This is a genomic window from Blastococcus sp. SYSU DS0533 (assembly GCF_054050775.1).
Window position 1 is genome coordinate 271,643 of sequence record NZ_JBJGZZ010000003.1, and the last position, 26,511, is coordinate 298,153.

Here is a 26,511-nt window from a genome sequence, read left to right on the forward strand (position 1 = left end):
CCCGGGCTCAGCCGGCGACGTCGTCGCCGGTTGTCTCCGGGACGTCGAGGTGGACGACCAGATCGGCGCGCGACCGCGACGTCTCGACGGTGCGGCCGTTGCGCCCGTCGACCGAGCGCACCCACTCCTCGGCCGCCTCCCGCGCGTGACCGTAGGAACGCCGCCGGCGAACCAGGCGGCGTTCGCGCACGTCCGGCGGCACCTCGAGGTACCAGACCTCGTCGAGGCAGGCCCGCACCGCCGACCAGCCGTGCTCCTCCAGCAGCAGGTAGTTCCCCTCGGTCAGGACGAGCGGGACCTCCGGGCCGACCGGGACGGCGCTGCCGATCGGTTCCTCGAGGGCGCGGTCGAACACCGGCGCGTAGACCGGCACCGGGGGCGGCGTCCGGAGGCGGCCGAGGAGGGCGACGTACCCGTCCACGTCGAAGGTGTCCGGTGCTCCCTTCCGGTCGGCGCGCCCGAGACGCGCGAGTTCGACGTTCGCGTAGTGGAAGCCGTCCATGCCGACCAAGGCCGCCCGGTCGCCGAGACGGTCGAGCAGCGCGGCGCAGAGGGTGGACTTCCCCGCACCGGGGGCGCCGGTGATGCCCAGGACGCGCCGGGTGCCCCCTCGTGCCAGGGCGGCCGCCCGGTCGACCAGTTCCTGCGGCGTCGCCCGGACGACCGGCGGGGTGCCCGCGCCGGTCGGAGCCCGTTCCTGCACCGTCCACGTCCTCCCGCGCCGGCTGCCGCTGCGGCGCGGGATGGCCGCAGCGGGGCACGGAGGACCGTAGAGACGGGTCGGCCCCGCCGTCAACGCACCGGGCGGATGTCCATGTCACCGGTGACATGGACGTCGTGCTGTGGTTGCATCGGGCGGCGGACCGGCGCTCCTGCGGCGGTGCACGACCGCGACGGCACCTGCTGAGGAGATGCGCTTCCATGACCGACTTCAACGGCCGCACCGTGCTGGTCACCGGGGCAACCGGCGGCATCGGCGGGGCCACGGTGCGCCGGCTCCGGGCCTCGGGGGCGGACGTCATCGCCAGCGGCCGCTCGGTCGGGTCGCTCGAGGCGCTGGCCGCCGAGACCGGCGCCCGTCCGCTCGCGTTCGACCTGACCTCCGAGGACAGCGTCCGGTCGGCGGTCGAGGGGCTGGACCTGTGGGGTGTGGTCAACTGCGGGGGCTTCGGCGGGGAGATCGCCACCCCGATGGAGACCGACATCGACGTCTTCGACAAGGTCATCAGCATCAACGCCCGCGGTGCGCTGCTGGTCACGAAGTACGCGTCGGCGTCGATGATCCGGCTCGGCCGGGGCGGGGCCATCGTCAACGTGTCCAGCCAGGCGAGCCTGGTGGCGCTGCCCGGCCACATCTCCTACGGCTCGTCGAAGGCGGCGCTGGACAACATCACCCGCGTCTCGGCCCTCGAGCTCGGCAGGTACGGCATCCGCGTGAACAGCGTGAACCCGACCGTGGTCATGACCGAGATGTCGGCGTGGTACTGGGGGCGGCCCGACATCGAGGGCCCGTTCCTCGACCAGATGCCGCTGGGGCGCTGGGCGACCGAGGACGAGATCGCCGCGCCGATCGTCTTCCTCCTCAGCGACGACGCCTCGATGATCTCCGGCGTCTCGCTGCCCATCGACGGCGGCTACACCGCCCGCTGACGCATGCACTCCCGACCGCGCCCGGGGCGGACCGCAGCCCGATGACGACGATGCGGGACGTCGCCGCGCGCGCCGGGGTCAGCGCCAAGACGGTCTCCCGCGTCTTCAACGACGACCCGCACGTGCTGCCGGAGACCCGGGCACGCGTGGCCGGTGCGCTGCGGGAGCTGGGCTACGTCCCCAACTCCCTGGCCCAGTCCTTCCGCACCGGCCGCCCGCCGGTGGTGGGGGTGGCGGTCCCCGACCTCGCCGACCCCTTCTTCGCCGTCCTGGCCAAGGCGGTGGAGGAGGTCGCCGCGAGCGCCGACATGGCGGTCCTGGTGAGCAGCATCGGGTACGACGCGCGGCGTGAGGCGGCCGCCCTCGAATCGCTGCTCGGCCGGACGCTGAGCGGGCTGGTCGTCGCGCCGACGTCCCAGGACCACGGCCACCTCGCCACCTGGGCCACCCGGCTCCCGATCGTCTTCGTCGACCGGCCGCCCCGGAACCTGGCCGCCGACACCTTCACGGGGGACGACCGAGGGGGCGGCCGGATCGCCACCGAGCACCTGCTCGGCCGCGGTCACCGGGAGATCGCCTTCGTGGGGGACAGCCCGGCGATGACCACCACCGCCGAGCGGCTCGCCGGCCACCGGGCGGCACTGGCCGACGCGGGGCTGCGGCCGGGGGACGAGCTCGTCGCGTTCGGCGCGGTCGACCAGGAGAGCGCCGAGCAGGTCGTCGCCCGGCTCCGCTCGGCGGCTCGGCCACCGACGGCGCTCATCACCGGCGACGCGCGGACCACGATGACGCTCGTGCCGGCGCTCGCCGGCAGCAGCTGGGCGCTCGTCGGCTTCGGGGACTTCCCCATGGCCCACATGCTCTCGCCGGCGCTGACCGTCGTCGACCAGGACCCGGCCGCTCTCGGGCGGCTCGCCGCCGAGCGGGTGGTCGCGCGGATCGGGGCTCCTGGCCGCCGCTTCCGCCGGCAGACGGTCCGCCCGGTCCGGCTCCTCGAGCGCCGGTCGTGCTGGTCGCCGGCCGACGCCGGGGTCCTGTTCCCCTCCTCCTGCCCGGGACCCGGTGCCGTCGACCCCCCGGGCGGGGCCGCGGCAGCACACGTCGGTACCCGCCTCCCCGACACCCCGTCGACGCTCGCCGAGGAGCCCCTGCCGTGACCGCCACCCCCTTGCGCACTTCGACCCTGCCCACGCTCCCCGAGGCGGTGCGGCGGCCGGCCTACGACCGCACCGCGGTCGCCAGCGGTGTCGTCCACCTGGGCGTCGGTGGCTTCCACCGGTCGCACCAGGCGGTCTACTTCGACCGGTTGCTGGCGCTCGGGCACGCCGAGTGGGGGATCACCGGCGTGGGGGTGCTCGCCGCCGACCGTCCGCTGCACTCGGCGCTCCGCGCCCAGGACGGGCTCTACACGCTGGTGCTCAAGAGCGCGGACGGGTCGATCGAGCCCTCCGTGGTCGGCTCGCTCGTGCAGCTCCTCCTGCTGGACGACGATCCCGCGGCGGTGCTGGCGGCGTTGGTCGCGCCAGGAACCCGGCTGGTCACCCTGACGATCACCGAGGGCGGGTACAGCACCGACAAGTCCACCGGCCGCTTCCGGCTGGACGACGCGCTGGCCGCCGACCTGGACAGCCCGCGCCCCCGGACGGCGTTCGGGCTGCTCGCCGAAGCGCTGCGCCGGCGCCGCGCGGCCGGCACGCCGCCGTTCACCGTCGTCTCCTGCGACAACGTGGAGAGCAACGGCGACCTCACCCGGCAGACGCTGGTGGAGTTCACCCGGCTGCAGGAGGAGCGGACCGCCGACGGGCTCGCCGACTGGATCGCCGCCTCCGTCGCCTTTCCGAACTCGATGGTCGACCGGATCACCCCGGCCACCACCGACGAGGACCGCCGGCGGCTGACGGCCGAGACCGGGGTGGCGGACCGGTGGCCCGTGGTGGCCGAGCCGTACCTGCAGTGGGTGCTGGAGGACCGGTTCAGCGACGCCCGCCCGCCCCTGGACGAGGTCGGCGTCCAGCTGGTCGAGGACGTGCGCCCGTACGAGCTGATGAAGCTGCGGTTGCTCAACGCCAGCCACCAGGTGATGTCCTACCTCGGCTACCTGGCCGGGTACCGCCGGGTGGACGAGGTGATGGCGGACCCGCTCTTCCAGGACCTGGTCGAGCGGTACATGCGTGTGGAGGCGACGCCGACCCTGCCGCCGGTGCCGGGCACCGACCTCGCGGAGTACCGGCGCACCCTGCTCGAGCGCTTCGCGAACCCCGCCGTCAGCGACACGCTCCTGCGGAACTGCGCCGAGGGTTCCGAGCGGATCGCCACCTTCGTCCTCCCGGTCATCCGGGAGCAGCTCGCCACCGGCGGCCCGATCGACCTGGCCGTGCTGGCCGTGGCCGCCTGGGCGCGGTACGCCGGCGGCACCGACGAGACCGGTGCGCCGATCCCCGTGGTCGACGCCCGGCTGGACCGGCTCGCCCCGCTGCTGCGCCACCCGGGCGGCGACCCCCTCGCTGTGCTCGCGGTCGAGGAGGTGTTCGGCGACCTGGGGGCCGACGGACGTTTCCGGGGTGCCTTCGCGCGGGCGGCCGAACTGCTGGGCCGATCCGGGGCCCGGGAGGCGGCGGCGCGCACGCTCGGGTCCTGACCCGTTGGCCGAGGCCGGCGTCCGCCTGGATCAGGGGCTCGGCTCCGGCGGCCCGGGCTGGCCGGGTAGCTCGTCGTATCGGGTGTAGACGGCCTTCATCGCCCCGGAGGGGTCGAGCCTGGCGAGGATGGCGTCGGCGATGGTGGTCAGCTGATCGACCTGGTCGTCGTCGAGCGGGTCGACGACGTGGTGGCGGACGTTGGCCGCGTGGCCCGGGGCGGCCTCCCGCACCTTCGCCCAGCCGGCGTCGGTGAGCCGGGCGTCGGTCGCGCGCCGGTCCTCGGGGCAGGGGTGGCGCTCGACCAGTCCCCGGGTCTCCAGACGGCTGATCACGTGCGAGAGCCGGGGCAGCGTGGCGTTCGTGTGCCGGGCCAGGTCGGTCATCCGGAGCGTCCGGCCGGGTGCCTCGGAGAGCACCGCCAGGACGTAGTACTCGAAGTGCGTCACGGCGGCGTCCCTGCGCAGCTGCGCGTCGAGCACTCCCGGGAGCAGCTCGAGCAGCCCGATGAGCCGCACCCACGCGCGCATCTGCCGGGGTTCGAGCCACGGAGTGTCCACGGTGACGTCCTGATGTCGATGGTTGTATGAGCAAGCATTCTGGCGCAGAATGGAAGTTGAAGGGACAACCATTCACCCGCAGGGGTGCCGACGCGGCATCGGGCCTCCTCGCACTGCCGCACATCACCGGCCGCCGTCGTACGGCCACGCGCGTGCGCGCCCGAGCGTCCGCCGCCTGACATCCGCACAGGAGCAGAACCGATGACCAGCAACCCGTCGCCGTCGGGCGACCGCATCACGCAACAGGGCCGGGTGACGGTATCCCGGGCCGACGTGGCCACCGGCGTCCCCGGCCGCTACGCCAAGCAGCTGGTGTCGCACCTGGGCCGCAAGGTCGCGTTCACCGGCGACGCCACCAGCGCCCCTGCGACCGCTGTGATCGGCGGTGCCACCGCCGGCATCGTCGTCGGCGACGGCGTGCTCACCCTGTGGGCTGCCGGCGACGACGAGGAGTCGGTCGCGCGGGTCGAGCACGTGCTCGGCAGCCACCTCGAGCGCTTCGCCCAGCGCGAGGAGCTCACCGTCCGCTGGGTCCGCACGGCAGGTGCTCCCTTCCCCAGCGCGGGGATGTCCGTGGCGGCCCCGGCCACGAGCACCGAGGAGTCCGCATGACCACGCCGGCCCCCACCACGACGGCTCTCGCCGACGCCCGGATCCCGGACGCACATCCCTTCGCCGCCCACCTGCGCCGGGTCCGCGACCTCGAGGCGGGGGAGCAGCACCGGCTCTGGACACCGGAGGACGGGCCGCTGCCGAGCCTCTACCTCTCCCACGGCGGTGGCCCGATGCCCTTCGCCAGCGACGAGTGGCTCGGCCCGTTGCACGGCTGGGCGCGCTCCCTGCCCAAGCCGAAGGCCATCCTGGTCGTGTCGGCGCACTGGGAGTCGGCGCCCCTGGCGGTCAGCGCCACCCGGCCGAGCGAGCTCGGCTACGACTTCGGCGGCTTCGACCCGCTGTACCACGCGTTCCGCTACGACACCCCGGACGCAGCCGACCTGGCCGCGCAGGTGGTCGGGCTCATGCCGGACCGCGAGCAGGTCCACCAGCACACCCGCCGCGGCCTGGACCACGGCGCATGGGTGCCCCTGAAGATCATGTACCCCGCCGCGGACGTCCCCGTCCTCCAGCTGAGCCTGCCCACCGAGGACCCGGAGGAGCTGCTGTCCCTCGGCGAGCGGCTCCGCCCGCTGCGGGAGCACGGGGTGCTCGTGGTCGCATCCGGCCACATGACCCACGGACTGCCGTTCCTCACCCGGCGGATGCTCGTGGACAACGAGGTGCCCGGCTGGTCGTCCGACTTCGACGCGTGGGCGGCCGACGCCCTGGCCCGTGGCGACGTCGACGAGCTCGCCCGCTTCCGCACCGCGGCCCCGGGCATGCCCTACGCCCATCCCACCGTGGAGCACTTCACCCCGGTCTTCGTCGCGCTCGGCGCGGCCACCGACCCGACGGCCCCGGTGGTCACCACGCTCGACGGCTACGGCCTCGGTCTCTCGCGGCGTTCGTTCCAGGCAGCCTGACCAGGCCGGCGGTCGCCGGGCCTCCGTCCACCCGGCCTGCCGGCGCCGGCCACGGGGGAACGGCGGAGGGCGCCGACCGCGGGCCCGATCGGCGGGGGACCCGGTGCGGCGGCCGTCCGCGCACGGCGGGAGTGGTGCGCGGGACGGCCAGCGGGACGTCACGGCGTTCATCCGGGCGGCGACCGGCGGCGGGAGCGGGCGACGGGGCCGAGTCGCGCATCCTCCTCGACGAGACCCCGCGCGCCGACGTCCGCGTGGCCGGGTGGCGGATGGACGACGTCCCGCCCGCGGGGATGCCGGTCCAGGTGCGGCGCACGGCCAACCTGCACGCCGGCGGGACGATCGAGGACGTCACCGACCGGTTGCACCCGGAGGTCGCCGCAGCCGCCACGCACGCCGGCCGTGCCATCGGCGACCCCGTGACCGGTCTGGACTTCCTCGCCCCGACCTCGACGGCCCCGACCACGTGTTCATCGAGGCCGACGAACGGCCGGGCCTGGCCGACCACGAGCCCCGGCCCGCCGCTGAGGCCCGGGGTGCCGACGACGTCGCGGACGTCGGAGCCGGCGCTAGGCCGCGACCGTGGTGGGCACGGCGTCGGACAGCCAGGCCACGACCTCGTCGCGGTAGGGCGCGATGCCCTTGTACCCGGCGATGTCGGCCGGGAGCTCGGCGACGATCGCCGAGAGCTGCTCGCCCCAGCCCGGGACCGTGACGATCTCGGCCAATGGCGCCATGTACGTGCGGATGTTGAACGTCAGCGTCCCGGTCAGCGGGAGCCGCGTCAGGTGCTCCAGCTCGATGCGCAGCTGCAGCCGGCCGTAGTCGCCGTCCCGCACCAGCTGCGGGATGTCGGCGTCCCACTCAGGCTTGACCTCCAGGCTGATGTCGCGGCGCGGCGATCCGTGCGCCGAGAAGGTCCAGTTGACCCGGCGGTAGGTCTGGTCGCCCGTGATGCCGCGCATGAACCGGGTGGCGCGGCTGGTCACGCCGTCCTCGTTGAGCCGGGGCACGGGGCCGTGGATCTCGTCGAGGTGCATGCCGATGTCGAACTTCACCGACCACGCGGCGGCCCAGGTGACCAGCGCGGCGTCGAACCACAGCCGGCCGCCGCGGTCGCTCACCATGAGGATGTCGTCGGGCACCTGGCAGCCGATCCAGGTGAGGGGATCGGTCGGCAGCGTGGCGGCATCGCCCAGGACGAACGACTGCTCGATGCCGAGGAGGTCGTTGCGCCAGGTGAAGGCCTGGGATCCGAGGTCGGTCAGGTGCATGGCGTCCGGGCGGGCGGTCACGAGCTCCCTGAGCAGGTACAGGAGCATGTCCCAGCAGGCCGGCTCCATGTGCGGGAGGACCTGGCGCCGCCCCGGATCACGGGCCAGCACGTCGCGGCGCAGAGCCATCTGCTCGGCGTAGTCGTCGCCCAGGTCGACGACGTGCTGACCCCAGGACCCGGCGGGCGTCTCCACGCGCCGGCGGGCGGGCTCGACGTTCACCGTGTACCGGAACGACCGGTCGGCGGGGGCGAAGGGCCAGGGCAGCCGGGACAGATCACTCACAGGTCCAGCTCCAGGTGGGTGTCGGCCGCCCGCGAGACGCAGGCGAGCATGTGGGTCGAGGACTGCCGGTCGGACTCGTCGAGGACCAGGTCCCGGTGTTCCACGCGGCCGGCGGCCACGGGGACCAGGCACTGGCCGCAGACGCCCTGGCGGCACATGTTCGGGACGTCGACGCCGGCGCCGAGCACCGCGTCGAGCAAGCTCGTGCCGCTGGGCACGGGGAGCTCCCTGTCGCTGCGGCGCAGCCGGGCGGTGAACGGCCTGCCTGGGGAGAGCTCCGGGGCCTGGAAGTGCTCGAGGTGCACCCGGGCCGGTGGCCAGCCGGCGGCGCGCGCCGTCGCGGTGAAGAGATCCAGGACGGGGGTGGGGCCGCAGGCGTAGGCGTGCGTGCCCCACGGCTGGACGGCCATGCGTTCGCGCAGCGCACCGGCCAGTGCCACCCGGCCCTGCGCCTCCACCAGGTCGGGGCCGGCCAGCTCCCGGACCTCGTCCAGGTGGGCGGCCGCGCCCGGGCGGTATCCGTAGACGACCTCCACCGGGCGTCCCCACGCACGGGCGGCGGACAGGTGCGACAGGATCGGCGTGACCCCGATGCCCGCCGCGACGAGGAACGCCTTCCGCGCGGCCAGTTCCGGCCGGAAGGCCGACCGGGGCGCCTCCACCGGCAGCAGGTCCCCTTCCCGCAGGACGTCGTGCAGCCAGGCCGAGCCCCCGTCGTCCCCGGTGCGGAGGACGGAGATCCGGTAGTCGCCCGGGGCGATCCCGGAACCGGTGAGCGAGTACGCGTTGCGGGTGCCGCCGGCGGTCACGACCAGGTGGCTGCCGGGCGCGTACCCGGCCAGCGACCGGCCGTCCGGGTCGGCCAGCACGATGTGCCGCACCCGGTCGGTCACCGCCTCGACCCGCGTGACCCGCAGCAGCTGCGTGGCCGGCGCGCTCATCCCGCCTCCCCGGCGCCGGAGACCGCGGAGGCGAGGTAGCTGCCCCGGTGCCCCGACGCGTGCGCGTGCACCTCGAGCCGCAGGTCGCACCCGGGGCAGTCGACCTCCGCGCCCGGAGTCACCGGGAGCCGCGTGGTCGTCTCGCAGTGGGCGCAGAACACCGGGATCGCCTCCCGGTCGACGGCGAAGGCGGTGATCTCCTCGGGCAGGAGCCCCATCCCGCGGGCCAGGGCGACCAGGGTGAGGACGTCGGGCTCGGGCCCGGCCACCAGCACCCGGTCGCCGACGTGCATCCCGTCGAGGCGGCGGGCGAGCGCGGCGGCCGACGACCCGTCCACGCCCGCGAGCCCCCAGCGCCGCACCGGCCGGCCGTGCTCCCGCGCCTCGGCCGCCCACCGGTCGACGACCTCGACGGCGCGGCCGCCGACCTCGACGAGGAGGTACGACCGGCCGCTGAGGTCCAGCGCCGGCGGCTGCGCCGGCCACGACGGCACGCTGGTGCGCCGTGCTCGGAGCTGCTCACCCGTCAGCACGGGGGGCATGCCGCACCGCGCAGCCAGGCGACGGCAGCGGAGCGGAAGCGGGTCAGGCCCTTGTAGTCGGCCATGTCCTGCGGCAGCTCTTCGAGGACGGCCGCGAACCGGTCCCGCCACGCGGGCACCCGCGCCAGGTCCTCCAGCGGCAGCAGGTAGGTCCGGATGAGGAACAGCACCGCACCGGAGCTGGGCAGGCGGACCAGGTGCTGGACCTCGACCCGCAGGTGCAGCCGGGCGCCGAGGTCCTGCTCCAGGACCAGGCGGCGGTCGGGGCCCCACTCGGGGTAAGTCTCCGTCGCGGTGTCCAGCCGCCGGCCGACGGTCATCGTCCAGTTCGTACGGCGGTAGGCCTCCCCGGGCTGGAGCCGCATGAGGAACTGGTGGGCGCGGTCGATGACGCCCTCCGGGTGCACCCGGGGAACGGGCCCGTGGATCTCGGGGAAGCTCATGCCCACGTCGAACCGCATCGACCAGTCGGCGGCAGCGGTGACGACGCCGGCGTCGGCCCACAGCGCGCCCTCGCGCTGGTCCAGGAGCACGAGGTCGTCCTGGACCTGCGGTGCGATGAACTCCAGGGGGCCGGACGGCAGCGTGCTGTCGTCGCCGAAGGCGAAGTCCTGGTCGACGCCCAGCAGCGCGTTGCGCCAGCGCCAGCGATCCCCGGCGAGGCGGTCGAGCGCGAACGCCGCCGGACGGGCCCGCTGCAGCTCGCCCATCACGTAGAGCATCGCGTCCCAGGAGGCGGGCCTCATGTGCGGCAGCTCCTGCAGCCGGGTCGGGTCCTCGGCCAGCAGGGCGGCGCACTCGGCGCTGTCGGAGGCGTAGTACTCGTCGACGTGCAGGACGTGCTCTCCCCAGCTGCCGGCGGCGGTCCGCCGTGGGGCGACCGCCGGCTCCACGTTGGTGCTGTACCGGTAGGCGTCCGTCGGGAAGGGAAAGGGGAACGAGGCGACGCGGGCGGGCAGGGCCCGGTCGCGGACGTCGGGTGCTGTCACAGGTCGAGCTCCAGGGCGGGGCCGGTGCTGCGCGAGACGCAGCACATGACGCTGTCGGCGGCGGCTTTCTCCGCCTGGGTGAGGAAGAGATCGCGGTGCAGGGGCAGGCCGGAGAGAACGGGCACGCGGCACTCGCCGCAGACCCCCTGCCGGCACAGGTTGGGCACGGGGACGCCGGAGTCCTCGAGGGCCTCCAGCAGGCTGACCCCGGACGGCACCGCGACCCGCCGTCCCGAGCGGGCGAGGGTCACCTCGAAGGGGTCGCCCGGGTCGAGCGCCGCGGCGGAGAAGCGTTCGGTGTGGACCCGCGCCTCCGGCCAGCCCAGCCGCTCCGCCGCGCTGAGGACCGTGTCGAGGAGAGCGGCCGGCCCGCAGGCGTAGAGGTGGATACCGAGCGGGGCGGAGGCGAGGGCGGCCTCGATGCGGGCCACGAACCCGGCCACGTCCGGGTGCTCCTCCAGGCGCGGGCCGCAGAGCTCGCGCAGCTCGTCCAGGTGGGCACCGGCGCCCGGGCGGTAGCCGTAGAGGAGCGTGAAGTCCCGGTTCCACCTCGCCGCGGCGCGTGCGTGCGAGAGCAACGGGGTGATGCCGATGCCGCCGGCGACGAGCAGGTGGTGCCGCGCGGTGGCGACGGGCGCGAATGCGCTGCGCGGCCCGTCGGCCGCCACGACGTCGCCGACCACCAGGTCGTGCACCCACCGGGAGCCGCCGGACCCGTCGGGGCAGAGCAGCACCGAGATCGAGTAGCTCTCCGGTGCGATGCCGGCGCCGGTCAGCGAGTAGGCGTTGCGCCGTTCGCCGCAGTGCAGCACCAGGTGGCTGCCCGGCGGGAAGGCGGGAAGCGCGGCCCCGTCGGCTGAGGCGAGCTCGACCGTCCGGATGCCCGGTGCCGCCTCTCGCACGCCGGTGACCCGGAGCAGGAGGGTGCCCGGGCCGGCGTGCACCACGGTCCCCGCGGGCGCGGGCGCGGGCGCGGGCGGGGTCACCGCGATCATGCCGGCACCCCCGTCAGCGCCTCCGGCCCGGCGTCCTCGGCGTCGACCATGTACCCGAGGTAGGCGCCCAGCCGCCGGGACACGTGGTGGTAGACGTGCAGCGTCCGCCCGCAGCCCTGGCAGGTGCAGGTCGCCCCGATGGCAGCGGAGGTCTGCGTCTCGTGCGTGCAGTGGGCGCAGTGGACCCGGCGGCTGGGGATCCCCGTCACGTGGGTCAGCACCTCGGCGGGGACGGCTCCCAGCCGGAGGGCCCGGGCGCGGGCCCGGAGGACGCCCTCCTCCGGGCCCGCTACGAGCAGCCGCCAGCCGATCAGGGCCTCGCTCGCCCGGGCGTCCACCCAGGCGAGCGCCTCGGTGGTGGTGCGCGCCCGCAGCACGCTCACCGCCGCCCCGGCGGCCGCGGCCTCCGCCGCCCAGGCGGTGACGACAGGGCCGGCGGCCTCGTCCAGGCCGAGGACGGCGGCGCTGCGGACGCCGTGGGGGAGGGCCGGTGGAGCGGCCGCCCACCGGGGCACGCTGGTGTGCTCGATCCCCATGCCGATCAGGGAGCGAAGGACCGCTGGCCGGTGTAGAAACCCAGCGCCCGGTCGGGGGTCTCGAAGCGGATCCGCGAGCCCTTGGGGAAGAACAGCACGTCCTTGGGGCGGGCGACCACCCGCGCGCCGCTGTCGAGGTCGGTGAGGTGGAACTCGCCTTCCACGACGACCTTCATCTCGTCGTAGGTGTAGGTGTAGTCCAGCGGCTCGCCGGCGAGCAGCTCGAAGAAGCCCGAGCACAGTTCCGAGCCCCCGGGGTTGGCGAACGTGTCGCCGATGGCGGCGTTGACGCCGGGAACCTCCATGCTCGGCAGGTCCCCGTAGGTGCCGCTCGCATGTCCGAAGACCATGGTGCCGGTGGTGGTCATGTCCGCCTCCTCAGCGTGGGAGCGGTCGGGCGACCGATCCCTGTGGGTGGACGACATGTAACGCCAGTGGACGATCGGATGGGTGTCATCGCTGTAACGAGTGGGTGACGGGGGTCGATCGAGGCGCGGGTGCACCTCTCCCGTCCGGGTCATGCGACCGCGGTGGAGCCCGCCTCGCTCCCCGGCCGGCACCTATGCTCGCGCCGTGGAGGCGACCCCCGAGCCCGGCGGGCACGACGAGGCACCCGGCGGGCAGCTGGAGGACGTCATAGCGATGCGCGTCCGCGAGTTCCGGCTGGCCAAGGGCGTCTCGCTGGCCGAGCTCGCGCGGAGCACCGGCCTGAGCAAGGCGATGCTGTCGAAGATCGAGCACGCCCAGACCTCCTGCAGCCTGTCCAGCCTCGCGCGGCTGGCCGAGGCGCTGGCGGTGCCGGTCACGGCGCTGTTCCGTGGCGTGGACGCAGAACGCGAGGCGGTCTTCACCCCCGCCGGCCACGGCGCGCAGATCGTCCGTCGGGGTAGCAACGTCGGGCACCTCTACCAGCTCCTGGGGGCGCTTCGCGGGGAGCACAAGCGGCTGGAGCCGCTGCTGGTCACCCTCACCGAGGCCAGCGAGGTGTTCCCGCTGTTCCAGCACCCGGGCACCGAGTTCATCTACGTCCTCGAGGGCGCGCTCACGTACGGCCACGGGGAAGCCCGCTACGAGATGCGTCCCGGTGACTCGCTGGTCTTCGACGGCGAGGGGCCGCACGGGCCGGTCCAGCTGACCGAGCTCCCCATCCGCTTCCTGACCGTCACCGGCTACGGGCACGTCGTCTAGGTCCCGTCCGGCCGGCCCGCAGCACGTGCGGCGGAACTCTCGCTTTCGTAACGCAGATTCACGTCGGTGTAACCACGAGCGCGTCCAGCGCCATGAGACTCCGTTTCACGACGTGACACGCGGCGACCGCCTCGTACCCCGGTACCCCGGTGCCGGGCGGGCGGTGGTCGCCGGCGGTGGCGTCCCCGCACCCGGCTCCGGGTGCGACCCACCGATGTCGTGGCGTGGCCGGCTCCCGCCCGACCGACCTGAGGAGAGTGGCTCATGCCCGCAGCCGATCTCGCCTGGCTCCTGGCGGCGTTCGCCCTCGTGCTGCTGATGTTCCCGGGCCTCGCCCTGTTCTACGGGGGCATGCTCGGCAGCAAGAACATGCTCAACATGGTGATGATGGTCATGAGCACGCTGGCCGTCACGAGCGTCCTCTACGTGCTCTTCGGCTACGGGCTGGTGTCGGGCGACTCGCTCGGCGGCTGGGGTCTGATCGGCAACCCGGCCGACCACCTCGGCCTGGCCGGCTTCCACGACGACGGGGGCACCGGCGGAGCGGAAGGCGTCTACTGGACCGCCTTCTTCATCCTGTTCGCCGCCATCACGATCGCGATCGTGGCCAGCGGTGCAGCCGGCCGGATGAAGTTCGGCTCCTGGCTGGTGTTCTCCGCCGTGTGGCTCACCCTCGTCTACTTCCCGCTCGCGCACTGGGTGTTCGCCTTCGACGACGAGGAGAGCGGCGTCGTCGGTGGCTGGATGCGCAACGTGCTCCAGCTGCACGACTTCGCCGGCGGCACCGCGGTGCACATGAACGCCGGCGTCGCCGCCCTGGCGCTCGCGATGGTCCTCGGCAAGCGGCGCACGCCGACGCACCGACCGCACAACCTGCCCCTGGTCGTCCTGGGCGCCGGCATCCTGTGGTTCGGCTGGATCGGGTTCAACGGGGGCTCGGCGGCCGGGGCGAACTTCCTCGCGCAGTACGTCGTCCTCACCACGCTGCTCGCCGGGTCCACCGGCATCCTCGGCTTCCTGCTGGTCGAGAAGCTGCGCGACGGCCACGCCACGACGCTCGGCATGGCCTCCGGGGCCATCGCCGGCCTGGTCGGCATCACCCCCTCGGCGGACACGGTGAACGCCGTCGGTGCACTGGTGGTCGGCTTCGTCGCCGGTGCGGTCGTAGCCTGGGCGGTGACGTGGAAGACCAAGCTGGGCGTCGACGAGAGCCTCGACGCGTTCGCCGTGCACGGCGTCGGCGGCATCGCCGGCACCCTCTGCGTCATGCTCATCGGCGCGTCGAACTCGCCGGGCGGCGTGCAGGGCATCCTGCTCGGCGGGAGCTTCGACATCGTCTGGCGCGAGCTGGTGGCGATCGTCGCGACCTGCACCTTCTCCTTCGTGATGACCTACGCCATCGCCTGGGTGCTGCAGCGCACGATCGGGCTGCGCGTCGACGAGGCGACGGAGGACGCCGGCCTGGACGTCGCAGTCCACGCCGAGTCGGCGTACGACTTCGACCGGGGCGTGAGCCCCACCCGCGTGGGCGCGACCGTCTACGGCCCGGACCAGGTGCCCCCCGCGCCGATTGCCGCAACCCCGAGGTCGCCCGTCTGACCCGCCGCCGCCTCCCGGCGGCAGTCACGAGAAACCGGAGGCCGGTCCCTGAGGGGGCCGGCCTCCGGCGCGTCGCGCGAGGTCCCCCGCAACACGAACCTGGCGCCACCGTAACGCCGCGGAAACCCAGGGAGTGTTAACTCGTATGCGACAGAGGTTCATGACAGTGAACAGTCGCAGGAGGATCCCGTGCCGCTCACCGCCACCCGTCCCGAGGCCCCGCCGGCGGCCCTCGCGACCGCACCCGAGACGCTCGACCTCGCCACGCGGGCCCGCGCCGACGGCACGCAGTTCATCCTCGCGCTCTTCGTCGACCTCACCGGCAAGCCGTGCGCCAAGCTCGTCCCGGTCGAGGCGGTGGAGGAGCTGCAGGCCGACGGTGTCGGTTTCGCCGGGTACGCCGTCGGCGCCATGGGTCAGGAGCCGAAGGACCCGGACCTCATCGCGATCCCCGACCCCGCCTCGTACATGCCGGTGTCCTTCATCCGCCCCGGGCTGGCGATCGTGCACTGCGACCCGCACGTCCAGGGCCGGCCCTGGCCGTACGCGCCACGGGTGATCCTCAAGGAACAGCTGGCCCGCGCCGCGGAGCTCGGTCTGGACCTCAAGGTCGGCGCCGAGGTCGAGTACTTCCTCGTGGAGCGCGGCCCGGACGGCACCCTGCGCCCGGCCGACCCCAAGGACACCGCCGAGCGCCCCTGCTACGACGCCCGCGGCCTCACCCGCATGTACGACCACCTGACCGAGGTCTCCCGGGCCATCAACTCGCTGGGCTGGGGCAACTACGCCAACGACCACGAGGACGGCAACGGGCAGTTCGAGCAGAACTTCCGCTACGCCGACGCGCTGACCACCGCCGACCGGGTGGTCACCCTCCGGTACCTGCTCTCGGTCCTCGCCGAGCAGCGGGGCATGACGGCCACCTTCATGGGCAAGCCGTTCACCGACCGCACCGGCAGCGGCCTGCACATGCACCTCTCGCTGTGGCGCGACGGCGCACCGGTGTTCCCGGACGCCGGGGACCCGCGAGGCCTGGGGCTCTCGGCGCTGGCGTACTCCTTCCTCGCCGGGCTGATCGACCACGCCTGCGGCCTGCAGGCGGTGCTGGCCCCGACCGTCAACGCCTACAAGCGCACCGGCGCCACCGGCACGCGGTCCGGCGCCACCTGGTCCCCACGCACGGCGTCCTACGGCGGCAACGACCGCACCCACCTGCTCCGCGTGCCGGACGGCAACAGGGTGGAGCTACGCGGCGGTGACGGCTCGGCGAACCCCTACCTCGCTGCGGCGGCGGCGCTGGCCGCCGGGCTGGACGGGGTCCGCCGGGGGCTGGACCCGGGCGACCCGGGGGCGACGACCAGCAGCCCGCTGCCGCCCACGCTGCTGCACGCGGTCGAGGCCCTGGAGACCGACCCGGTGGTCGCGGGAGCCCTGGACGTCGCCGGCCCGGGAGTTGCCGCCTACTTCGCCGGCCTCAAGCGCGAGGAGTTCTTCGAGTGGCACGGGCAGGTGACCTCCTGGGAGGTCGACCGGTACGTGACCGCCTTCTGACCAGCCGGTTCGTCGAGAGGAAACAGCCCCATGTGCGGGATCGCCGGGCTCCACCTGCGGGAGCCCTCCCTGTACCCCCGGCTCGGTGAGCTGCTGACCGGGATGCTCTGCCAGGTCACCGAGCGAGGACCGGACTCCGCGGGGGTCGCCGTCTACGGGGATCCGCGCTGGTCGCCGCCGGGGGAGTCGACGGTGTCGCTGCTCCCCGGCGACGCGAGCGCCCAGGAGATCGGGACGGCGCTGCGCGAGCGGCTGCCCGGGGCGGTGGTGGTCGTCGCCGGGCAGACGCTGGTCGTGCACGCCCCCACCGACCCCGGCACGCTCGTCGCCGCCGTCCGCGCCGTGGCGCCCGGGGGGATCGTGATCGGCCAGGGGGAGGACCTCGCCGTCCTGAAGGGCGTCGGCCACCCGCAGGCCCTCGCCGCCGAGTTCGGCCTGCTGTCGGCGCAGGGCTGGCAGGGCGTGGCGCACACCCGGATGGCCACCGAGTCGGCGGTGACGCCGGAGGGCTCGCACCCGTTCTCCGTCGGCCTGGACCAGTGCCTCGTGCACAACGGCTCCTTCGCCAACCACGCGACGATCCGCCGCGAGCTCCGGGCCGGGGGCATGACGTTCGACAGCGAGAACGACTCCGAGGTCGGCGCCCGGTTCGTCGCCGCCCAGCTCGCCGCCGGCTACGACCTGGAGAAGTCGCTGACGTTGCTGTGCGAGCGGTTCGACGGCTTCTACACCCTGCTGGTCGCCACCCGGGACAGCTTCGCGGTGGTCCGCGACGCCATCGCGTGCAAGCCGGCCGTCGTCGCCGAGACGCCCGAGTGGGTCGCCATGGCGTCGGAGTACCGCGCCCTCGCCGGGCTGCCCGGTGTCGAGAACGCCCGCATCTTCGAGCCCGAGCCGGAAGAGGTCTACGCATGGCAGCGCTGAGCACGTCCCTGGAGTTCGAGGAGCGGCGGGTGGAGCTCGCCGAGCCCACCCTGGTGGACCTGGCCGTGTCCGACGTCCGCGCGCTCAACAGCGCGCTGCACGCCGTCGACGTCGCCGAGAAGGCGCCCACCTGGCGGGTCGCGAACCCCGGCGGCCGGCACAACATCGCCGTGGGTCTGGACGCCGACATCGACGTCGTGGTCGACGGGCACGTCGGCTACTACTGCGCCGGCATGAACAAGGCCGCGACGGTGACCGTCAACGGCAACGCGGGCGTCGGTGTCGCCGAGAACATGATGAGCGGGACCGTGCGCATCCGCGGCAACGCGTCGCAGTCGGCCGGCGCCACCGCGCACGGCGGGTTGCTCGTCGTCGAGGGGTCGGCGGCGGCCCGCTGCGGCATCTCGATGAAAGGCGTGGACGTCGTCGTCGGCGGCGACGTCGGCCACATGAGCGCATTCATGGGGCAGGCCGGCCGCCTGGTCGTCTGCGGTGATGCCGGCGACGCGCTCGGCGACTCCCTGTACGAGGCGCGGATCTACGTAGCCGGTTCGGTGAAGTCCCTCGGCGCGGACTGCGTCGAGAAGGAGGTGCGCGCCGAGCACCTCGCCGAGATCGCCGGCCTGCTGGCCGCCGCCGGTATCGACGCCGACCCGTCGTCCTTCCGGCGGTACGGCTCCGCCCGGCAGCTCTACAACTTCCACGTCGACAACGCCTCGGCGTACTGAGGAGGGGCACCCCGTGACCGACAACCCCGCACTGGCCCCCGACCCCGCTCTCCGCGAGTCCGCCACCTTCGACCGCGCGACCATCGCCGACATCCAGCGCGCCGCGGAGACCGGCATCTACGACATCCGCGGCGGCGGCGCCAAGCGCAAGGTCCCGCACTTCGACGACCTGCTCTTCCTCGGCGCCAGCATGTCCCGCTACCCGCTGGAGGGGTACCGGGAGCGCTGCGACACCGACGTCGTCCTCGGGAACCGCAACGCCACGTACCCGCTGCACCTGGCTACGCCGGTCACCATCGCCGGCATGAGCTTCGGTGCGCTCTCCGGGCGGGCCAAGGAGGCGCTGGGCCGCGGCGCCAGCGAGGTCGGCACCTCCACGACCACCGGCGACGGCGGGATGACACCGGAGGAGCGCGGCCAGTCCAAGCACCTCGTCTACCAGTACCTCCCGTCCCGCTACGGCATGAACCCCGACCACCTGCGCATGGCCGACGCCATCGAGGTCGTGCTGGGGCAGGGGGCGAAGCCCGGCGGCGGCGGGATGCTGCTCGGCCAGAAGATCACCGAGCGGGTGGCCGGCATGCGCACCCTGCCCATGGGCGTCGACCAGCGCAGCGCCTGCCGGCACCCCGACTGGACCGGCCCCGACGACCTGGAGATCAAGATCCGGGAGCTGCGGGAGATCACCGACTGGGAGAAGCCGATCTACGTCAAGATCGGCGCGACCCGCACCTACTACGACGTCAAGCTCGCCGCCAAGGCCGGGGCCGACGTCATCGTCCTCGACGGGATGCAGGGCGGCACGGCCGCGACGCAGGACGTCTTCATCGAGCACGTCGGCATCCCGACGCTCGCCGCGCTGCCGCAGGCCGTGCAGGCGCTCCAGGAGGAGGAGCTGCACCGGAAGGTCCAGCTCGTCGTCTCCGGGGGCATCCGGAACGGCGCGGACCTGGCCAAGTGCATGGCGCTGGGCGCCGATGCCGTCGCGATCGGCACCGCGGCGCTCATCGCGCTCGGTGACAACGCACCGCACCTGGACGCGGAGTACCGCCGGCTCGGGTCGGCAGCAGGCTACTACGACGACTGGCAGGCCGGCCGCGACCCGGCCGGGATCACCACCCAGGACGACGAGCTCGCGCAGCGCCTCGACCCGGTTCAGGGCGGGCGGCGGCTGGCCAACTTCATCCGGGTGATGACCATGGAGGCGCAGATCATCGCCCGTGCCTGCGGCAAGGCGCACCTGCACTCCCTGGAACCCGAGGACCTGGTGGCGCTCACCATCGAGGCCGCCGCCATGGCCCGGGTGCCGCTGGCGGGCACCAGCTGGATCCCGGGGCGCGGGCTGTGACCGCGGCGGCCACCGCCGACGTCGTCGTCGTCGGCGGTGGGCTGGAGGGGACGTCCATCGCCTGGTCGCTGGCTCGACGAGGGGTGACCGACGTAATCGTCTGCGAGCGGGACACCGTCGGTTCCGGCGGCACCGGCAAGTCCAGCGGCATCGTGCGGTGCCACTACGGGGTGTCGTCGCTGGCCGCGATGGCCACCCGCAGCCTCGAGCTCTTCGAGAACGCGGCCGAGATCCTGGGCGACGACGTCGGCTTCCGGCAGACCGGGTACGTCGTCGGCGTCGGCGAGGCGAACGTGGACGCGCTGAGGGCCAGCCTGGCCAACCAGCGGGCGGTCGGCGTGCAGACCGAGGAGATCGACCGGGCGGAGGTCGGGCGCCTGTGGCCGGTGGCCGACCTCTCCGACTTCGCCGCGTTCGCCTGGGAGGCCCGCGGTGGCTACGGCGACGCCTACCAGACCGCCCAGGCGTTCGCGGCGGCCGCGCGGCGACTGGGGGTCCGCGTCCGCCAGGGCACGGCCGTCGCCGAGGTGCTGGCCGGCGGTGGCCGGGTCACCGGGGTGCGGCTCGTGGACGGTTCGGTGATCCGGGCGGGAACCGTCGTCGTCGCGGCCGGCCCCTGGTCGGTGCCGCTGCTGGCGGGGCACGGCATCGACCTGCCGATCCGCGTGCACCGCGAGCCGATCGTGGTGCTCGACCCGGGCGCCGACCTCGGGCAGCTCCCCGTCTTCTCCGATCTCGTCTCGCTGCAGTACATCCGGGCGGAGAGCGGTGGGCGGCTGCTGTTCGGCAACAGCGACCTGTCGATCCCGGAGCCCGCCGACCCCGACTTCTACCTGAACCGTGCCACCGACGACTTCCTGGAGATGGCGGGGCAGAAGATCTCGCACCGCTTCCCGGGGCTCGGGGACGCCTCGGTCACGGGCACCTATGCCGGGTGCTACGACGTGACGCCGGACTTCAACCCGGTGATCTCGGAGACGCCGGTGGAGTCGCTGCTCGTCGCCGCCGGGTTCAGCGGGCACGGGTTCAAGATCTCGCCGGCGGTGGGGCGGCTCGTCGCCGACCTGGTCGTCGACGGCAAGAGCTCGGACGTCGACGTCCCCGAGTCCGACTTCCGGTTGTCGCGGTTCGCCGAGGGCGCGCTGCTCACCAGTCCCTTCCCCTACGTCGGGGCGGGGGAGATGCGCTGACCCGCCGTCGCCGCGCAGGTCCGCCGCACCACCCAGCGTGATGCGGCGTACCGGGCCCACCTCGCTCGACCACACCACCGGCAGGCAGGCACGCCGTGCCTACGACGACGACCTCCGCGCGGACCGCCCCGTCGGGAGTGAGAGTGGTGGTGAGCCCGAGCGCGGGGGTCTCGTGGGGCTGCGGCGTGATGGCCGGGGTGGGCGCGACGACGATCATCGCCGTGGACATCGACGACCGGAAGCTGGAGTGGGCCCGGCAGTTCGGTGCCACCCACACGGTCAACTCGAAGGAGACCGACCCGGTCGAGGCGATCACGGGGTTCACCGGCGGGTTCGGCGTCGACGTCGCCATCGACGCCGTCGGCCACCCGGAGGTGTTCGAGCAGGCGTTCTGCGCCCGCGACCTGGCCGGCCGCGTGGTCATGGTCGGCGTCCCGACGCCGGGCATGGAGATCACCCTGCCGGCGATCGAGGTCTTCGGCCGGGGTGGTGCGGTGAAGTCCTCCTGGTACGGCGACTGCCTGCCCAGCCGCGACTTCCCGATGCTGGTCGACCTCTACCTGCAGGGCCGCTTCCCGCTGGAGGCGTTCGTCACCGAGACCATCGCGCTGGACGACGTGGAGGAGGCGTTCCACAAGATGCACGCCGGCGACGTGCTCCGCTCCGTGGTGGTGCCCGACACGTGAGCACCCGCGCGAGCCGGTCGTCCTCCCGTGCGGGGCGAGCGGAGTCGGCTCACACCTCGACGCCGGTGCCGCAGACTCCGCAGACCTCGAGCTCCTGGCGCTTCCACCGGGCCACCGGGACGAGGAACAGCGAGAACTGCCGGTACTGCCGGATCCGCGACCAGCGCGTGGTGTTGTGGCAGTTCGGGCAGGTGCGGGTCGCGCCAGGGCCGAGGTGCTTGCGCCTGGTGCCGAACCCGAAGAGCAGCAACATCACGCCAGCGTAGGGAGCGGACCGGTCAGCCGCCCGACGCGCGCTGCTGCTCGCTCCGTCCGGAGACCCTCGAGCTCCTCCTCGGGGCGGGCGCCCGTCACTCGCCGGGGTGCGGCGGGACGTCGTCGGCGACGACGGCGCCCCGGCTCCCTGCGGGCAGCTCCGGCCCCACGGTGGAGTCACGGACGGTCTGCCGCTCGGCCTCGGCGTTCACCGCGGCGCCGAAGAAGATGAGCAGGACGGTGGTCCACAGCCAGAACATGCTGATCGCCACGCCGGCGAGCGAGCCGTACGTCGACTGGTAGCTGCCCAGGCCCTGCACGTAGGAGAAGAACCCGTAGGTCACCGCCAGCCAGACGACCGTCGCCAGGACCGATCCGGGGGTGAGCCACCGCCACCGGGCGCGCGCCCGGGCCGGGCCGAACCGGTAGAGGACGGCCAGCGCCACGGCCATGAGCGCGGCGAGCGCCAGCCACGAGAGGACCTGGGTGGCGAGCCGGAGCGGGCCGGAGGACGTGGTGACCTCGGCCGCGGCGACCCCCGCGACGGCGAGCAGCGCGGCGAGGAGGACAGCACCGCCGAGGACGAAGACCAGGGCGAGCCCCACCCGGCGCGGGAAGCTCCGCGTCTCCGGCTGGTGGTAGGCGATGCCGAGCCCGTCGAGGAGGTAGGTCATCGCGGTGGTCGCCGTCCAGAGCGCCACGATCAGCCCGGTGAGCCCGCGGAAGGTGAGCACCTGGCCCGATGCCGCGGTGATCGTCGTGAGCTGGTCGGTCACGACCGCGTCGAGCTCCGTGGGCAGCACGTCCGCCATGCCCGACAGCTGCCGGCGGGCGGTCTCGGGCGTGTTGACGAAGCCGTAGATGGACAGCGCCGTCACCAGCACGGGGGCGACCGACAGGACGGCGAAGAACGCGACCCCGGCGCTCTGCACCATGAGGCGGTCGCTGAGCACCTGGCGCGCCACCCGCCGGAGCACCCGCCGCCACCCGGCGGCGGGGATCCGGTGCGGGGAGTGCGCCTCGTGCCCGCGCCGGCTCCGCACGCCACCGGAGGGGCCCCCACCCCGGACGACAGCCATGGCACATCCCACCCCCGGCGGCGCGCGGCCGCAACGGTTCCGCCGCGTCGGTGACCGACCGCCTTGCTCCTGCGGCGTGGACGGCGGAGCCTCGGCCCATGACGCAGGGCGGCACCACCTTCGGCACCGTCGTCCGCTGGGACGACGACCCCACCGGCGCGGTCATCGAGGCCCCCGACCTCCCGGGCGGCTGCTGGGCCGACGCGCACGCGGTGGAGCAGAGCACCACCGGCTCGGGCGGCCTGCGGGCCGGGCAGGTCGTCGAGGTGGAGTGGGCCCGGCCCGGCGCGCACGGCCTGCCCTTCCGCGCCCTCCGGGTCGTCCCGCGCAACGACCTGCAGGCGACCGTCGGGGGCTGAGCGGCAGGCGGCGCGGCGACGCCCCGGCCGCCGGCGCCGCGCGGGGTCTACTGTGGGGGCGTACCGGCCGCGGGCCAGCACGCCCTCGCCTGGCGAGGATGCCCGCTGGTGCGACCGGTGCTCCCGCCGTCGTCCGGCGGGCTGACGGTCCCGAGGGGCCCTCGGGGCGCGCGGCCCGGGACGTCGTTCTCCCGCGCAGCCCCGGGGCGGGGCCGGATCGCGGAGCGCACCACCCGCGGGGCGTGCGGTCCCGCGGCTTCCGCCGTCCGGTCGACGGGGCCGTGTGCGCGTCCTGCCCGGCAACCCCGCCGGGCAGTGCAGAGGAGGAGTCTGTGGCTCGACCAGGACGGCGCTCGACGGGCGCCCGGCGCGGCGCTCCGCGAACCCAGCGGCGTGTCCGCGAGGGCGACGTCATCGCGGTGCTCGCCCGCGCCGTCCGCGACGTCGAGGCGGCGGTCAAGCGCGACCGCGTGACCCCGTCGGTGCGCGCCGAGTTCCAGGCCATCGCCCTGGTGCTGCGCGAGGAGCGCGCCCGGGTGCAGGCCGACCAGAGCACCGGCGAGGGACGCCGCGCCGAGCAGCTGAAGCGGCTCGACGGCATCGCCACCATCCTCGCCACCACGGCCGTCCGGAACTCGGGCCTGCTCGCGTTGCTCTCCGACGACGCGGTCGCCACCGAGGCGGCCCGCTCGCACCGGCGGGAGCTGCTCGCCGCCGCCGGCATCGAGGCACCCGAGGAAGAGGCCCCGGAGCCCGTGCAGGCCGCGCCGGTGACCGCGTCCGCCGAGCGCCAGGTGGTGCCGCAGTCGGTCATCTCGCGGCAGCTGGCCAACCCCTTCCTCGCCCCGGACTTCGACGTCGTGCGGCCCACCGCGGTGCGGCCGCGCCGGCTGGCCGGCTGGGAGCTGCTCGAGCCGCTGTTCAACTCCTTCGAGCGGGCCGGCGGAGGCGCCCCGGCGTGCATGCCCCTGCCGTTCCCGAGCTCGCAGTTCACCCCGGCGGGGCTGGAGCTCATGCCGCACCAGGGTCAGCTGGTCGCGGCGGCGGCGAACGGCCACCGCACCTTCCTGCTCGCCGACGAGCCGGGCCTCGGCAAGACGGCCCAGTCGCTGCTCGCGGCCGAGGCGGCGCAGGCGTTCCCCTTGCTCGTGGTCGTCCCCAACGTCGTCAAGACCAACTGGGCCCGCGAGGCCGCGCGCTGGGTGCCGCAGCGCCGGGCCACGGTGATCCAGGGCAACGGCGAGAACGCCGACGGCTTCGCCGACATCGTCGTCGTCAACTACGAGGTGCTGGACCGGCACGCGGGCTGGCTGGGCGACTTCGGGTTCGGCGGGATGGTCGTCGACGAGGCCCACTTCATCAAGAACAAGAGCTCGCAGCGCTCGCAGAACGTGCTCGAGATCGCCCAGCGCATCCGGCTGCGCACCGCGCGGCCGCTGCTCATGGCGCTCACCGGTACCCCGCTGATCAACGACATCGACGACTTCAGGGCGATCTGGCAGTTCCTCGGCTGGATCGACGAGGAGAAGCCGCTCGGCGAGCTGATGGAGTGCCTGGAGGGCACCGGGCTGACGCCGGCCGACCCCGGTTTCTACCCGGCGGCCCGCCAGTGCGTCATCGACCGGGGCATCGTCCGCCGCCGGAAGGTCGACGTCGCCGCCGACATCCCCGCGCGCCGCATCGCCGACCTCCCCGTCGAGCTCGACGACAAGGCCGGCCGCTCGATCCGTGCCGCCGAGCGGGAGCTCGCCCGCCGCCTGGTCAAGCGCTACGAGAGCGCGCTCGCGGCCCGCGAGTCGGCCACCGTGGTCGAGGGCATCGACCACGCGCTGGTGCGCAAGGTCGCCGGCTGGGAGCTCAAGGACTCGACCTCGGGCACCGGCGGCGACAACGTCTTCACGATGATGCGGCGGATCGGGCAGGCGAAGGCCGGGCTCGCCGCCGACTACGCCGCCCAGCTGGCCCGCAGCGCCGGCAAGGTGGTCTTCTTCGCCAAGCACGTCGATGTCATGGACGTGGCCGAGGAGACCTTCGAGGGCATGGGCCTGCGCTACTCCTCGATCCGCGGTGACCAGACCCCCGCGGTGCGGCAGCGCAACATCGACGCCTTCGTCAACGACCCGGAGGTCGCCGTCGCGGTCTGCTCGCTGACCTCGGCCGGCGTGGGGATCAACCTGCAGGTCGCCTCCAACCTGGTGCTCGCCGAGCTCTCCTGGACCGACGCCGAGCAGACCCAGGCCATCGACCGCAGCCACCGCATCGGGCAGACCGAGCCGGTCACCGCCTGGCGGATCATCGCCGCGCAGACCCTCGACGCCCGGATCGCCGAGCTCATCGACAGCAAGGCCGGCCTGGCCGCCCGCGCGCTCGACGGCTCGGACGAGGAGATGCAGGGCTCGGCCGACGTCCAGCTCGAGGCGCTCGTCGCGCTGCTCACCGCCGCACTGGAGGACCGATGACCGCCGAACCGCTCCTGACCTCGGCGACGCGGGTCGCCGAGCTCCTGCTCGAGGTACAGACCCGCGTCAACCGGCGGATCGACGCCGAGCTCGCGGAGCTGCTGCCCGGCGTCCAGCGGCAGCTGGGCGTCTCCCCGAACGGCGCCGCCGACCTCTCCGACCTGGTCAACACCCGGATCACCGGCTCCAGCGCCGTCGTCACCCCGGCCGCGGTCGCCTCCGTGGTCCCGGTGCCGGAGGGCTCGGCCGCCACCACGCGGGCGGCGCGGCGGGCGGTGACCGGCATCCTCACCGGGGCTGACGAGCGCCTCGCGGTCATCGCCGGGCCGTGCTCGATCCACGACCCCGAGGCCGCGCTCGAGTACGCGGCCTTCATCGCCCGCATGCGGGAGCGGCACGGCGCGGACCTCGAGATCCTCATGCGCACCTACACCGAGAAGCCGCGCACCGAGGTCGACTGGAAGGGCTTCGCCTACGACCCCTTCCTCGACGGGTCCAGCCGGATCAGCGTCGGCCTCGTCGCGACCCGGATGCTGATGTGCCGCATCACCGCGTCCGGCGTGCCGGTGGCCGCCGAGCCGCTGAACGCGCTGACGCCGCAGTACGTCAACGGCCTGGTCACCTACAACGGCGTCGGGGCGCGGAACGTCACCGACCAGACCGCCCGGGAGCGGGTGTCGGGTTTCTCGTCGGTGGTCGGGTTCAAGAACTCGCCCGAGGGCAGCGTGGACTCCGCGATCCAGGCGGTGATGACGGCGCGGGCGCCGCACCAGTTCCTCGGCGTGGACGCCCACGGCGTCTCCGCCCAGCTGTCGACGGCGGGCAACGGCACCGGCCACGTCATCCTGCGCGGCGCCAAGGACGGCCCGAACTACTCCGCCGCCCACATCGCCGACGCGCGGCGCCGGCTGGCCGCGCGCGGGCTGCCCGAGGTGCTCGTCGTCGACGCCTCGCACGGCAACAGCCAGAAGGACCACCTGCGCCAGATCGACGTCGTGCGCGACCTGGCGGGCCAGATCGCCGGCGGCGAGCAGGCGATCCGGGGGGTGATGGTGGAGAGCAACCTGGTCGCCGGCCGGCAGGACCTCGACCAGCAGCGGCCCGGCGAGCTGGAGTACGGCAAGAGCGTCACCGACGCCTGCGTCGACCTGCCGACGACCGAGCAGCTGCTGGCCGAGCTCGCGGAGGCGGCCCGCGCCCGGCGCGGCTGAGCACCC

27 protein-coding genes are annotated in these 26,511 nt (G+C 73.9%); 16 read left to right on the forward strand and 11 right to left on the reverse strand.

Going from position 1 to position 26,511, the window contains the following annotated elements; all coding sequences use genetic code 11:
• Positions 1-7: 7 nt before the first annotated feature.
• Complete coding sequence (locus ACI79W_RS06190; RefSeq protein ID WP_456561193.1) at positions 8-703, reverse strand: nucleoside/nucleotide kinase family protein; 696 nt, start codon at positions 701-703, stop codon at positions 8-10.
• A gap of 218 nt (positions 704-921) precedes the next feature.
• Here ACI79W_RS06190 and ACI79W_RS06195 point away from each other — a divergent pair, with 218 nt between their 5' ends.
• The 3 genes from ACI79W_RS06195 to ACI79W_RS06205 are packed head-to-tail and all read left to right on the forward strand — an operon-like array spanning position 922 to position 4,288.
• Positions 922-1,650: an SDR family oxidoreductase gene (locus ACI79W_RS06195; protein ID WP_456561194.1), complete on the forward strand. Its 729-nt coding sequence runs from the start codon at positions 922-924 to the stop codon at positions 1,648-1,650.
• A 41-nt stretch (positions 1,651-1,691) separates the two neighbouring features.
• Positions 1,692-2,807, forward strand: coding sequence for a LacI family DNA-binding transcriptional regulator (locus ACI79W_RS06200; RefSeq protein WP_456561195.1), 1,116 nt, complete (start codon positions 1,692-1,694; stop codon positions 2,805-2,807).
• Positions 2,804-4,288 carry a mannitol dehydrogenase family protein gene (locus tag ACI79W_RS06205; protein ID WP_456561196.1) on the forward strand — a complete coding sequence of 495 codons (1,485 nt, stop codon included), beginning with the start codon at positions 2,804-2,806 and terminating at the stop codon, positions 4,286-4,288. Before ACI79W_RS06200 ends, ACI79W_RS06205 begins: the two co-directional genes overlap by 4 nt.
• 30 nt (positions 4,289-4,318) lie before the next feature.
• On the opposite strand, the gene ACI79W_RS06210 is transcribed toward ACI79W_RS06205, so the two are convergent.
• Positions 4,319-4,846 (reverse strand): MarR family winged helix-turn-helix transcriptional regulator, encoded by a 528-nt coding sequence (locus tag ACI79W_RS06210; protein WP_456561197.1) that lies wholly within the window; start codon positions 4,844-4,846, stop codon positions 4,319-4,321.
• Between the two features lie 201 nt (positions 4,847-5,047).
• Here ACI79W_RS06210 and ACI79W_RS06215 point away from each other — a divergent pair, with 201 nt between their 5' ends.
• Positions 5,048-5,458 (forward strand): DUF2218 domain-containing protein, encoded by a 411-nt coding sequence (locus ACI79W_RS06215; RefSeq protein ID WP_456561198.1) that lies wholly within the window; start codon positions 5,048-5,050, stop codon positions 5,456-5,458.
• Positions 5,455-6,366 carry a dioxygenase family protein gene (locus tag ACI79W_RS06220; RefSeq protein WP_456561199.1) on the forward strand — a complete coding sequence of 304 codons (912 nt, stop codon included), beginning with the start codon at positions 5,455-5,457 and terminating at the stop codon, positions 6,364-6,366. Before ACI79W_RS06215 ends, ACI79W_RS06220 begins: the two co-directional genes overlap by 4 nt.
• Positions 6,367-6,935: 569 nt before the next feature.
• On the opposite strand, the gene ACI79W_RS06225 is transcribed toward ACI79W_RS06220, so the two are convergent.
• From ACI79W_RS06225 to ACI79W_RS06255, 7 genes are read right to left on the reverse strand one after another with little or no spacing between them, the layout of a single operon-like run.
• Positions 6,936-7,925, reverse strand: a complete 990-nt coding sequence (locus ACI79W_RS06225) for a heme-dependent oxidative N-demethylase family protein (protein WP_456561200.1) — start codon at positions 7,923-7,925, stop codon at positions 6,936-6,938.
• On the reverse strand, positions 7,922-8,866 hold the full coding sequence (locus ACI79W_RS06230) for a PDR/VanB family oxidoreductase (protein ID WP_456561201.1): 945 nt from the start codon (positions 8,864-8,866) through the stop codon (positions 7,922-7,924). Before ACI79W_RS06230 ends, ACI79W_RS06225 begins: the two co-directional genes overlap by 4 nt.
• Positions 8,863-9,408 carry a dimethylamine monooxygenase subunit DmmA family protein gene (locus ACI79W_RS06235; protein WP_456561202.1) on the reverse strand — a complete coding sequence of 182 codons (546 nt, stop codon included), beginning with the start codon at positions 9,406-9,408 and terminating at the stop codon, positions 8,863-8,865. Before ACI79W_RS06235 ends, ACI79W_RS06230 begins: the two co-directional genes overlap by 4 nt.
• A complete protein-coding gene (locus ACI79W_RS06240; protein WP_456561203.1) occupies positions 9,393-10,397 on the reverse strand; it encodes a heme-dependent oxidative N-demethylase family protein in 1,005 nt (334 codons plus the stop codon). Before ACI79W_RS06240 ends, ACI79W_RS06235 begins: the two co-directional genes overlap by 16 nt.
• Complete coding sequence (locus tag ACI79W_RS06245; protein ID WP_456561204.1) at positions 10,394-11,392, reverse strand: PDR/VanB family oxidoreductase; 999 nt, start codon at positions 11,390-11,392, stop codon at positions 10,394-10,396. The genes ACI79W_RS06240 and ACI79W_RS06245 overlap by 4 nt, the downstream gene beginning before the upstream one ends.
• Positions 11,389-11,928, reverse strand: coding sequence for a dimethylamine monooxygenase subunit DmmA family protein (locus ACI79W_RS06250; protein ID WP_456561205.1), 540 nt, complete (start codon positions 11,926-11,928; stop codon positions 11,389-11,391). Before ACI79W_RS06250 ends, ACI79W_RS06245 begins: the two co-directional genes overlap by 4 nt.
• Before the next feature lie 5 nt (positions 11,929-11,933).
• The gene (locus ACI79W_RS06255) at positions 11,934-12,296 is read right to left on the reverse strand and encodes a cupin domain-containing protein (protein ID WP_456561206.1); all 363 of its coding nucleotides are present in this window, start codon (positions 12,294-12,296) and stop codon (positions 11,934-11,936) included.
• A gap of 205 nt (positions 12,297-12,501) precedes the next feature.
• On the opposite strand from ACI79W_RS06255, the gene ACI79W_RS06260 reads away from it, so the two are divergent.
• The 8 genes from ACI79W_RS06260 to ACI79W_RS06295 all read left to right on the forward strand — a co-directional run bounded on the left by ACI79W_RS06260 (position 12,502) and on the right by ACI79W_RS06295 (position 21,142).
• Positions 12,502-13,116, forward strand: a complete 615-nt coding sequence (locus tag ACI79W_RS06260; RefSeq protein WP_456561207.1) for a helix-turn-helix domain-containing protein — start codon at positions 12,502-12,504, stop codon at positions 13,114-13,116.
• Positions 13,117-13,380: 264 nt separating this feature from the next.
• On the forward strand, positions 13,381-14,715 hold the full coding sequence (locus tag ACI79W_RS06265; protein WP_456561208.1) for an ammonium transporter: 1,335 nt from the start codon (positions 13,381-13,383) through the stop codon (positions 14,713-14,715).
• A 189-nt stretch (positions 14,716-14,904) separates the two neighbouring features.
• Positions 14,905-16,266 (forward strand): type III glutamate--ammonia ligase, encoded by a 1,362-nt coding sequence (gene glnT / locus ACI79W_RS06270; protein WP_456561209.1) that lies wholly within the window; start codon positions 14,905-14,907, stop codon positions 16,264-16,266.
• A 30-nt stretch (positions 16,267-16,296) separates the two neighbouring features.
• Complete coding sequence (locus ACI79W_RS06275) at positions 16,297-17,190, forward strand: hypothetical protein (protein WP_456561210.1); 894 nt, start codon at positions 16,297-16,299, stop codon at positions 17,188-17,190.
• The gene (locus ACI79W_RS06280) at positions 17,178-17,918 is read left to right on the forward strand and encodes a GltB/FmdC/FwdC-like GXGXG domain-containing protein (RefSeq protein WP_456561211.1); all 741 of its coding nucleotides are present in this window, start codon (positions 17,178-17,180) and stop codon (positions 17,916-17,918) included. The genes ACI79W_RS06275 and ACI79W_RS06280 overlap by 13 nt, the downstream gene beginning before the upstream one ends.
• Before the next feature lie 13 nt (positions 17,919-17,931).
• Positions 17,932-19,266 (forward strand): FMN-binding glutamate synthase family protein, encoded by a 1,335-nt coding sequence (locus ACI79W_RS06285; RefSeq protein ID WP_456561212.1) that lies wholly within the window; start codon positions 17,932-17,934, stop codon positions 19,264-19,266.
• A complete protein-coding gene (locus ACI79W_RS06290) occupies positions 19,263-20,456 on the forward strand; it encodes an NAD(P)/FAD-dependent oxidoreductase (RefSeq protein WP_456561213.1) in 1,194 nt (397 codons plus the stop codon). The genes ACI79W_RS06285 and ACI79W_RS06290 overlap by 4 nt, the downstream gene beginning before the upstream one ends.
• A 149-nt stretch (positions 20,457-20,605) precedes the next feature.
• Positions 20,606-21,142, forward strand: coding sequence for a zinc-binding dehydrogenase (locus ACI79W_RS06295; protein ID WP_456561214.1), 537 nt, complete (start codon positions 20,606-20,608; stop codon positions 21,140-21,142).
• A 49-nt stretch (positions 21,143-21,191) separates the two neighbouring features.
• Here the strand turns inward: ACI79W_RS06295 and ACI79W_RS06300 are convergent, their stop codons facing one another.
• Both ACI79W_RS06300 and ACI79W_RS06305 read right to left on the reverse strand, forming a co-directional pair.
• Positions 21,192-21,395, reverse strand: a complete 204-nt coding sequence (locus ACI79W_RS06300) for a zinc-ribbon domain-containing protein (protein ID WP_456561215.1) — start codon at positions 21,393-21,395, stop codon at positions 21,192-21,194.
• Positions 21,396-21,492: 97 nt separating this feature from the next.
• Positions 21,493-22,476 (reverse strand): YihY/virulence factor BrkB family protein, encoded by a 984-nt coding sequence (locus ACI79W_RS06305; RefSeq protein WP_456561216.1) that lies wholly within the window; start codon positions 22,474-22,476, stop codon positions 21,493-21,495.
• Positions 22,477-22,574: 98 nt separating this feature from the next.
• On the opposite strand from ACI79W_RS06305, the gene ACI79W_RS06310 reads away from it, so the two are divergent.
• The 3 genes from ACI79W_RS06310 to ACI79W_RS06320 all read left to right on the forward strand — a co-directional run bounded on the left by ACI79W_RS06310 (position 22,575) and on the right by ACI79W_RS06320 (position 26,505).
• Complete coding sequence (locus tag ACI79W_RS06310; RefSeq protein ID WP_456561217.1) at positions 22,575-22,835, forward strand: hypothetical protein; 261 nt, start codon at positions 22,575-22,577, stop codon at positions 22,833-22,835.
• Between the two features lie 332 nt (positions 22,836-23,167).
• Positions 23,168-25,294, forward strand: coding sequence for a DEAD/DEAH box helicase (locus tag ACI79W_RS06315; protein ID WP_456561218.1), 2,127 nt, complete (start codon positions 23,168-23,170; stop codon positions 25,292-25,294).
• Positions 25,291-26,505 (forward strand): 3-deoxy-7-phosphoheptulonate synthase, encoded by a 1,215-nt coding sequence (locus tag ACI79W_RS06320; RefSeq protein WP_456561219.1) that lies wholly within the window; start codon positions 25,291-25,293, stop codon positions 26,503-26,505. Before ACI79W_RS06315 ends, ACI79W_RS06320 begins: the two co-directional genes overlap by 4 nt.
• Positions 26,506-26,511: the final 6 nt, after the last annotated feature.

Coding starts and splice junctions, on each gene's coding strand:
- ACI79W_RS06195 (WP_456561194.1), top strand. CDS start 922: ATGACCGACTTCAACGGCCGCACCGTGCTGGTCACCGGGGCAACCGGC.
- ACI79W_RS06200 (WP_456561195.1), top strand. CDS start 1,692: ATGACGACGATGCGGGACGTCGCCGCGCGCGCCGGGGTCAGCGCCAAG.
- ACI79W_RS06215 (WP_456561198.1), top strand. CDS start 5,048: ATGACCAGCAACCCGTCGCCGTCGGGCGACCGCATCACGCAACAGGGC.
- ACI79W_RS06220 (WP_456561199.1), top strand. CDS start 5,455: ATGACCACGCCGGCCCCCACCACGACGGCTCTCGCCGACGCCCGGATC.
- ACI79W_RS06230 (WP_456561201.1), bottom strand. CDS start 8,866: ATGAGCGCGCCGGCCACGCAGCTGCTGCGGGTCACGCGGGTCGAGGCG.
- ACI79W_RS06235 (WP_456561202.1), bottom strand. CDS start 9,408: ATGCCCCCCGTGCTGACGGGTGAGCAGCTCCGAGCACGGCGCACCAGC.
- ACI79W_RS06245 (WP_456561204.1), bottom strand. CDS start 11,392: ATGATCGCGGTGACCCCGCCCGCGCCCGCGCCCGCGCCCGCGGGGACC.
- ACI79W_RS06250 (WP_456561205.1), bottom strand. CDS start 11,928: ATGGGGATCGAGCACACCAGCGTGCCCCGGTGGGCGGCCGCTCCACCG.
- ACI79W_RS06255 (WP_456561206.1), bottom strand. CDS start 12,296: ATGACCACCACCGGCACCATGGTCTTCGGACATGCGAGCGGCACCTAC.
- ACI79W_RS06265 (WP_456561208.1), top strand. CDS start 13,381: ATGCCCGCAGCCGATCTCGCCTGGCTCCTGGCGGCGTTCGCCCTCGTG.
- ACI79W_RS06275 (WP_456561210.1), top strand. CDS start 16,297: ATGTGCGGGATCGCCGGGCTCCACCTGCGGGAGCCCTCCCTGTACCCC.
- ACI79W_RS06280 (WP_456561211.1), top strand. CDS start 17,178: ATGGCAGCGCTGAGCACGTCCCTGGAGTTCGAGGAGCGGCGGGTGGAG.
- ACI79W_RS06300 (WP_456561215.1), bottom strand. CDS start 21,395: ATGTTGCTGCTCTTCGGGTTCGGCACCAGGCGCAAGCACCTCGGCCCT.
- ACI79W_RS06305 (WP_456561216.1), bottom strand. CDS start 22,476: ATGGCTGTCGTCCGGGGTGGGGGCCCCTCCGGTGGCGTGCGGAGCCGG.
- ACI79W_RS06310 (WP_456561217.1), top strand. CDS start 22,575: ATGACGCAGGGCGGCACCACCTTCGGCACCGTCGTCCGCTGGGACGAC.
- ACI79W_RS06320 (WP_456561219.1), top strand. CDS start 25,291: ATGACCGCCGAACCGCTCCTGACCTCGGCGACGCGGGTCGCCGAGCTC.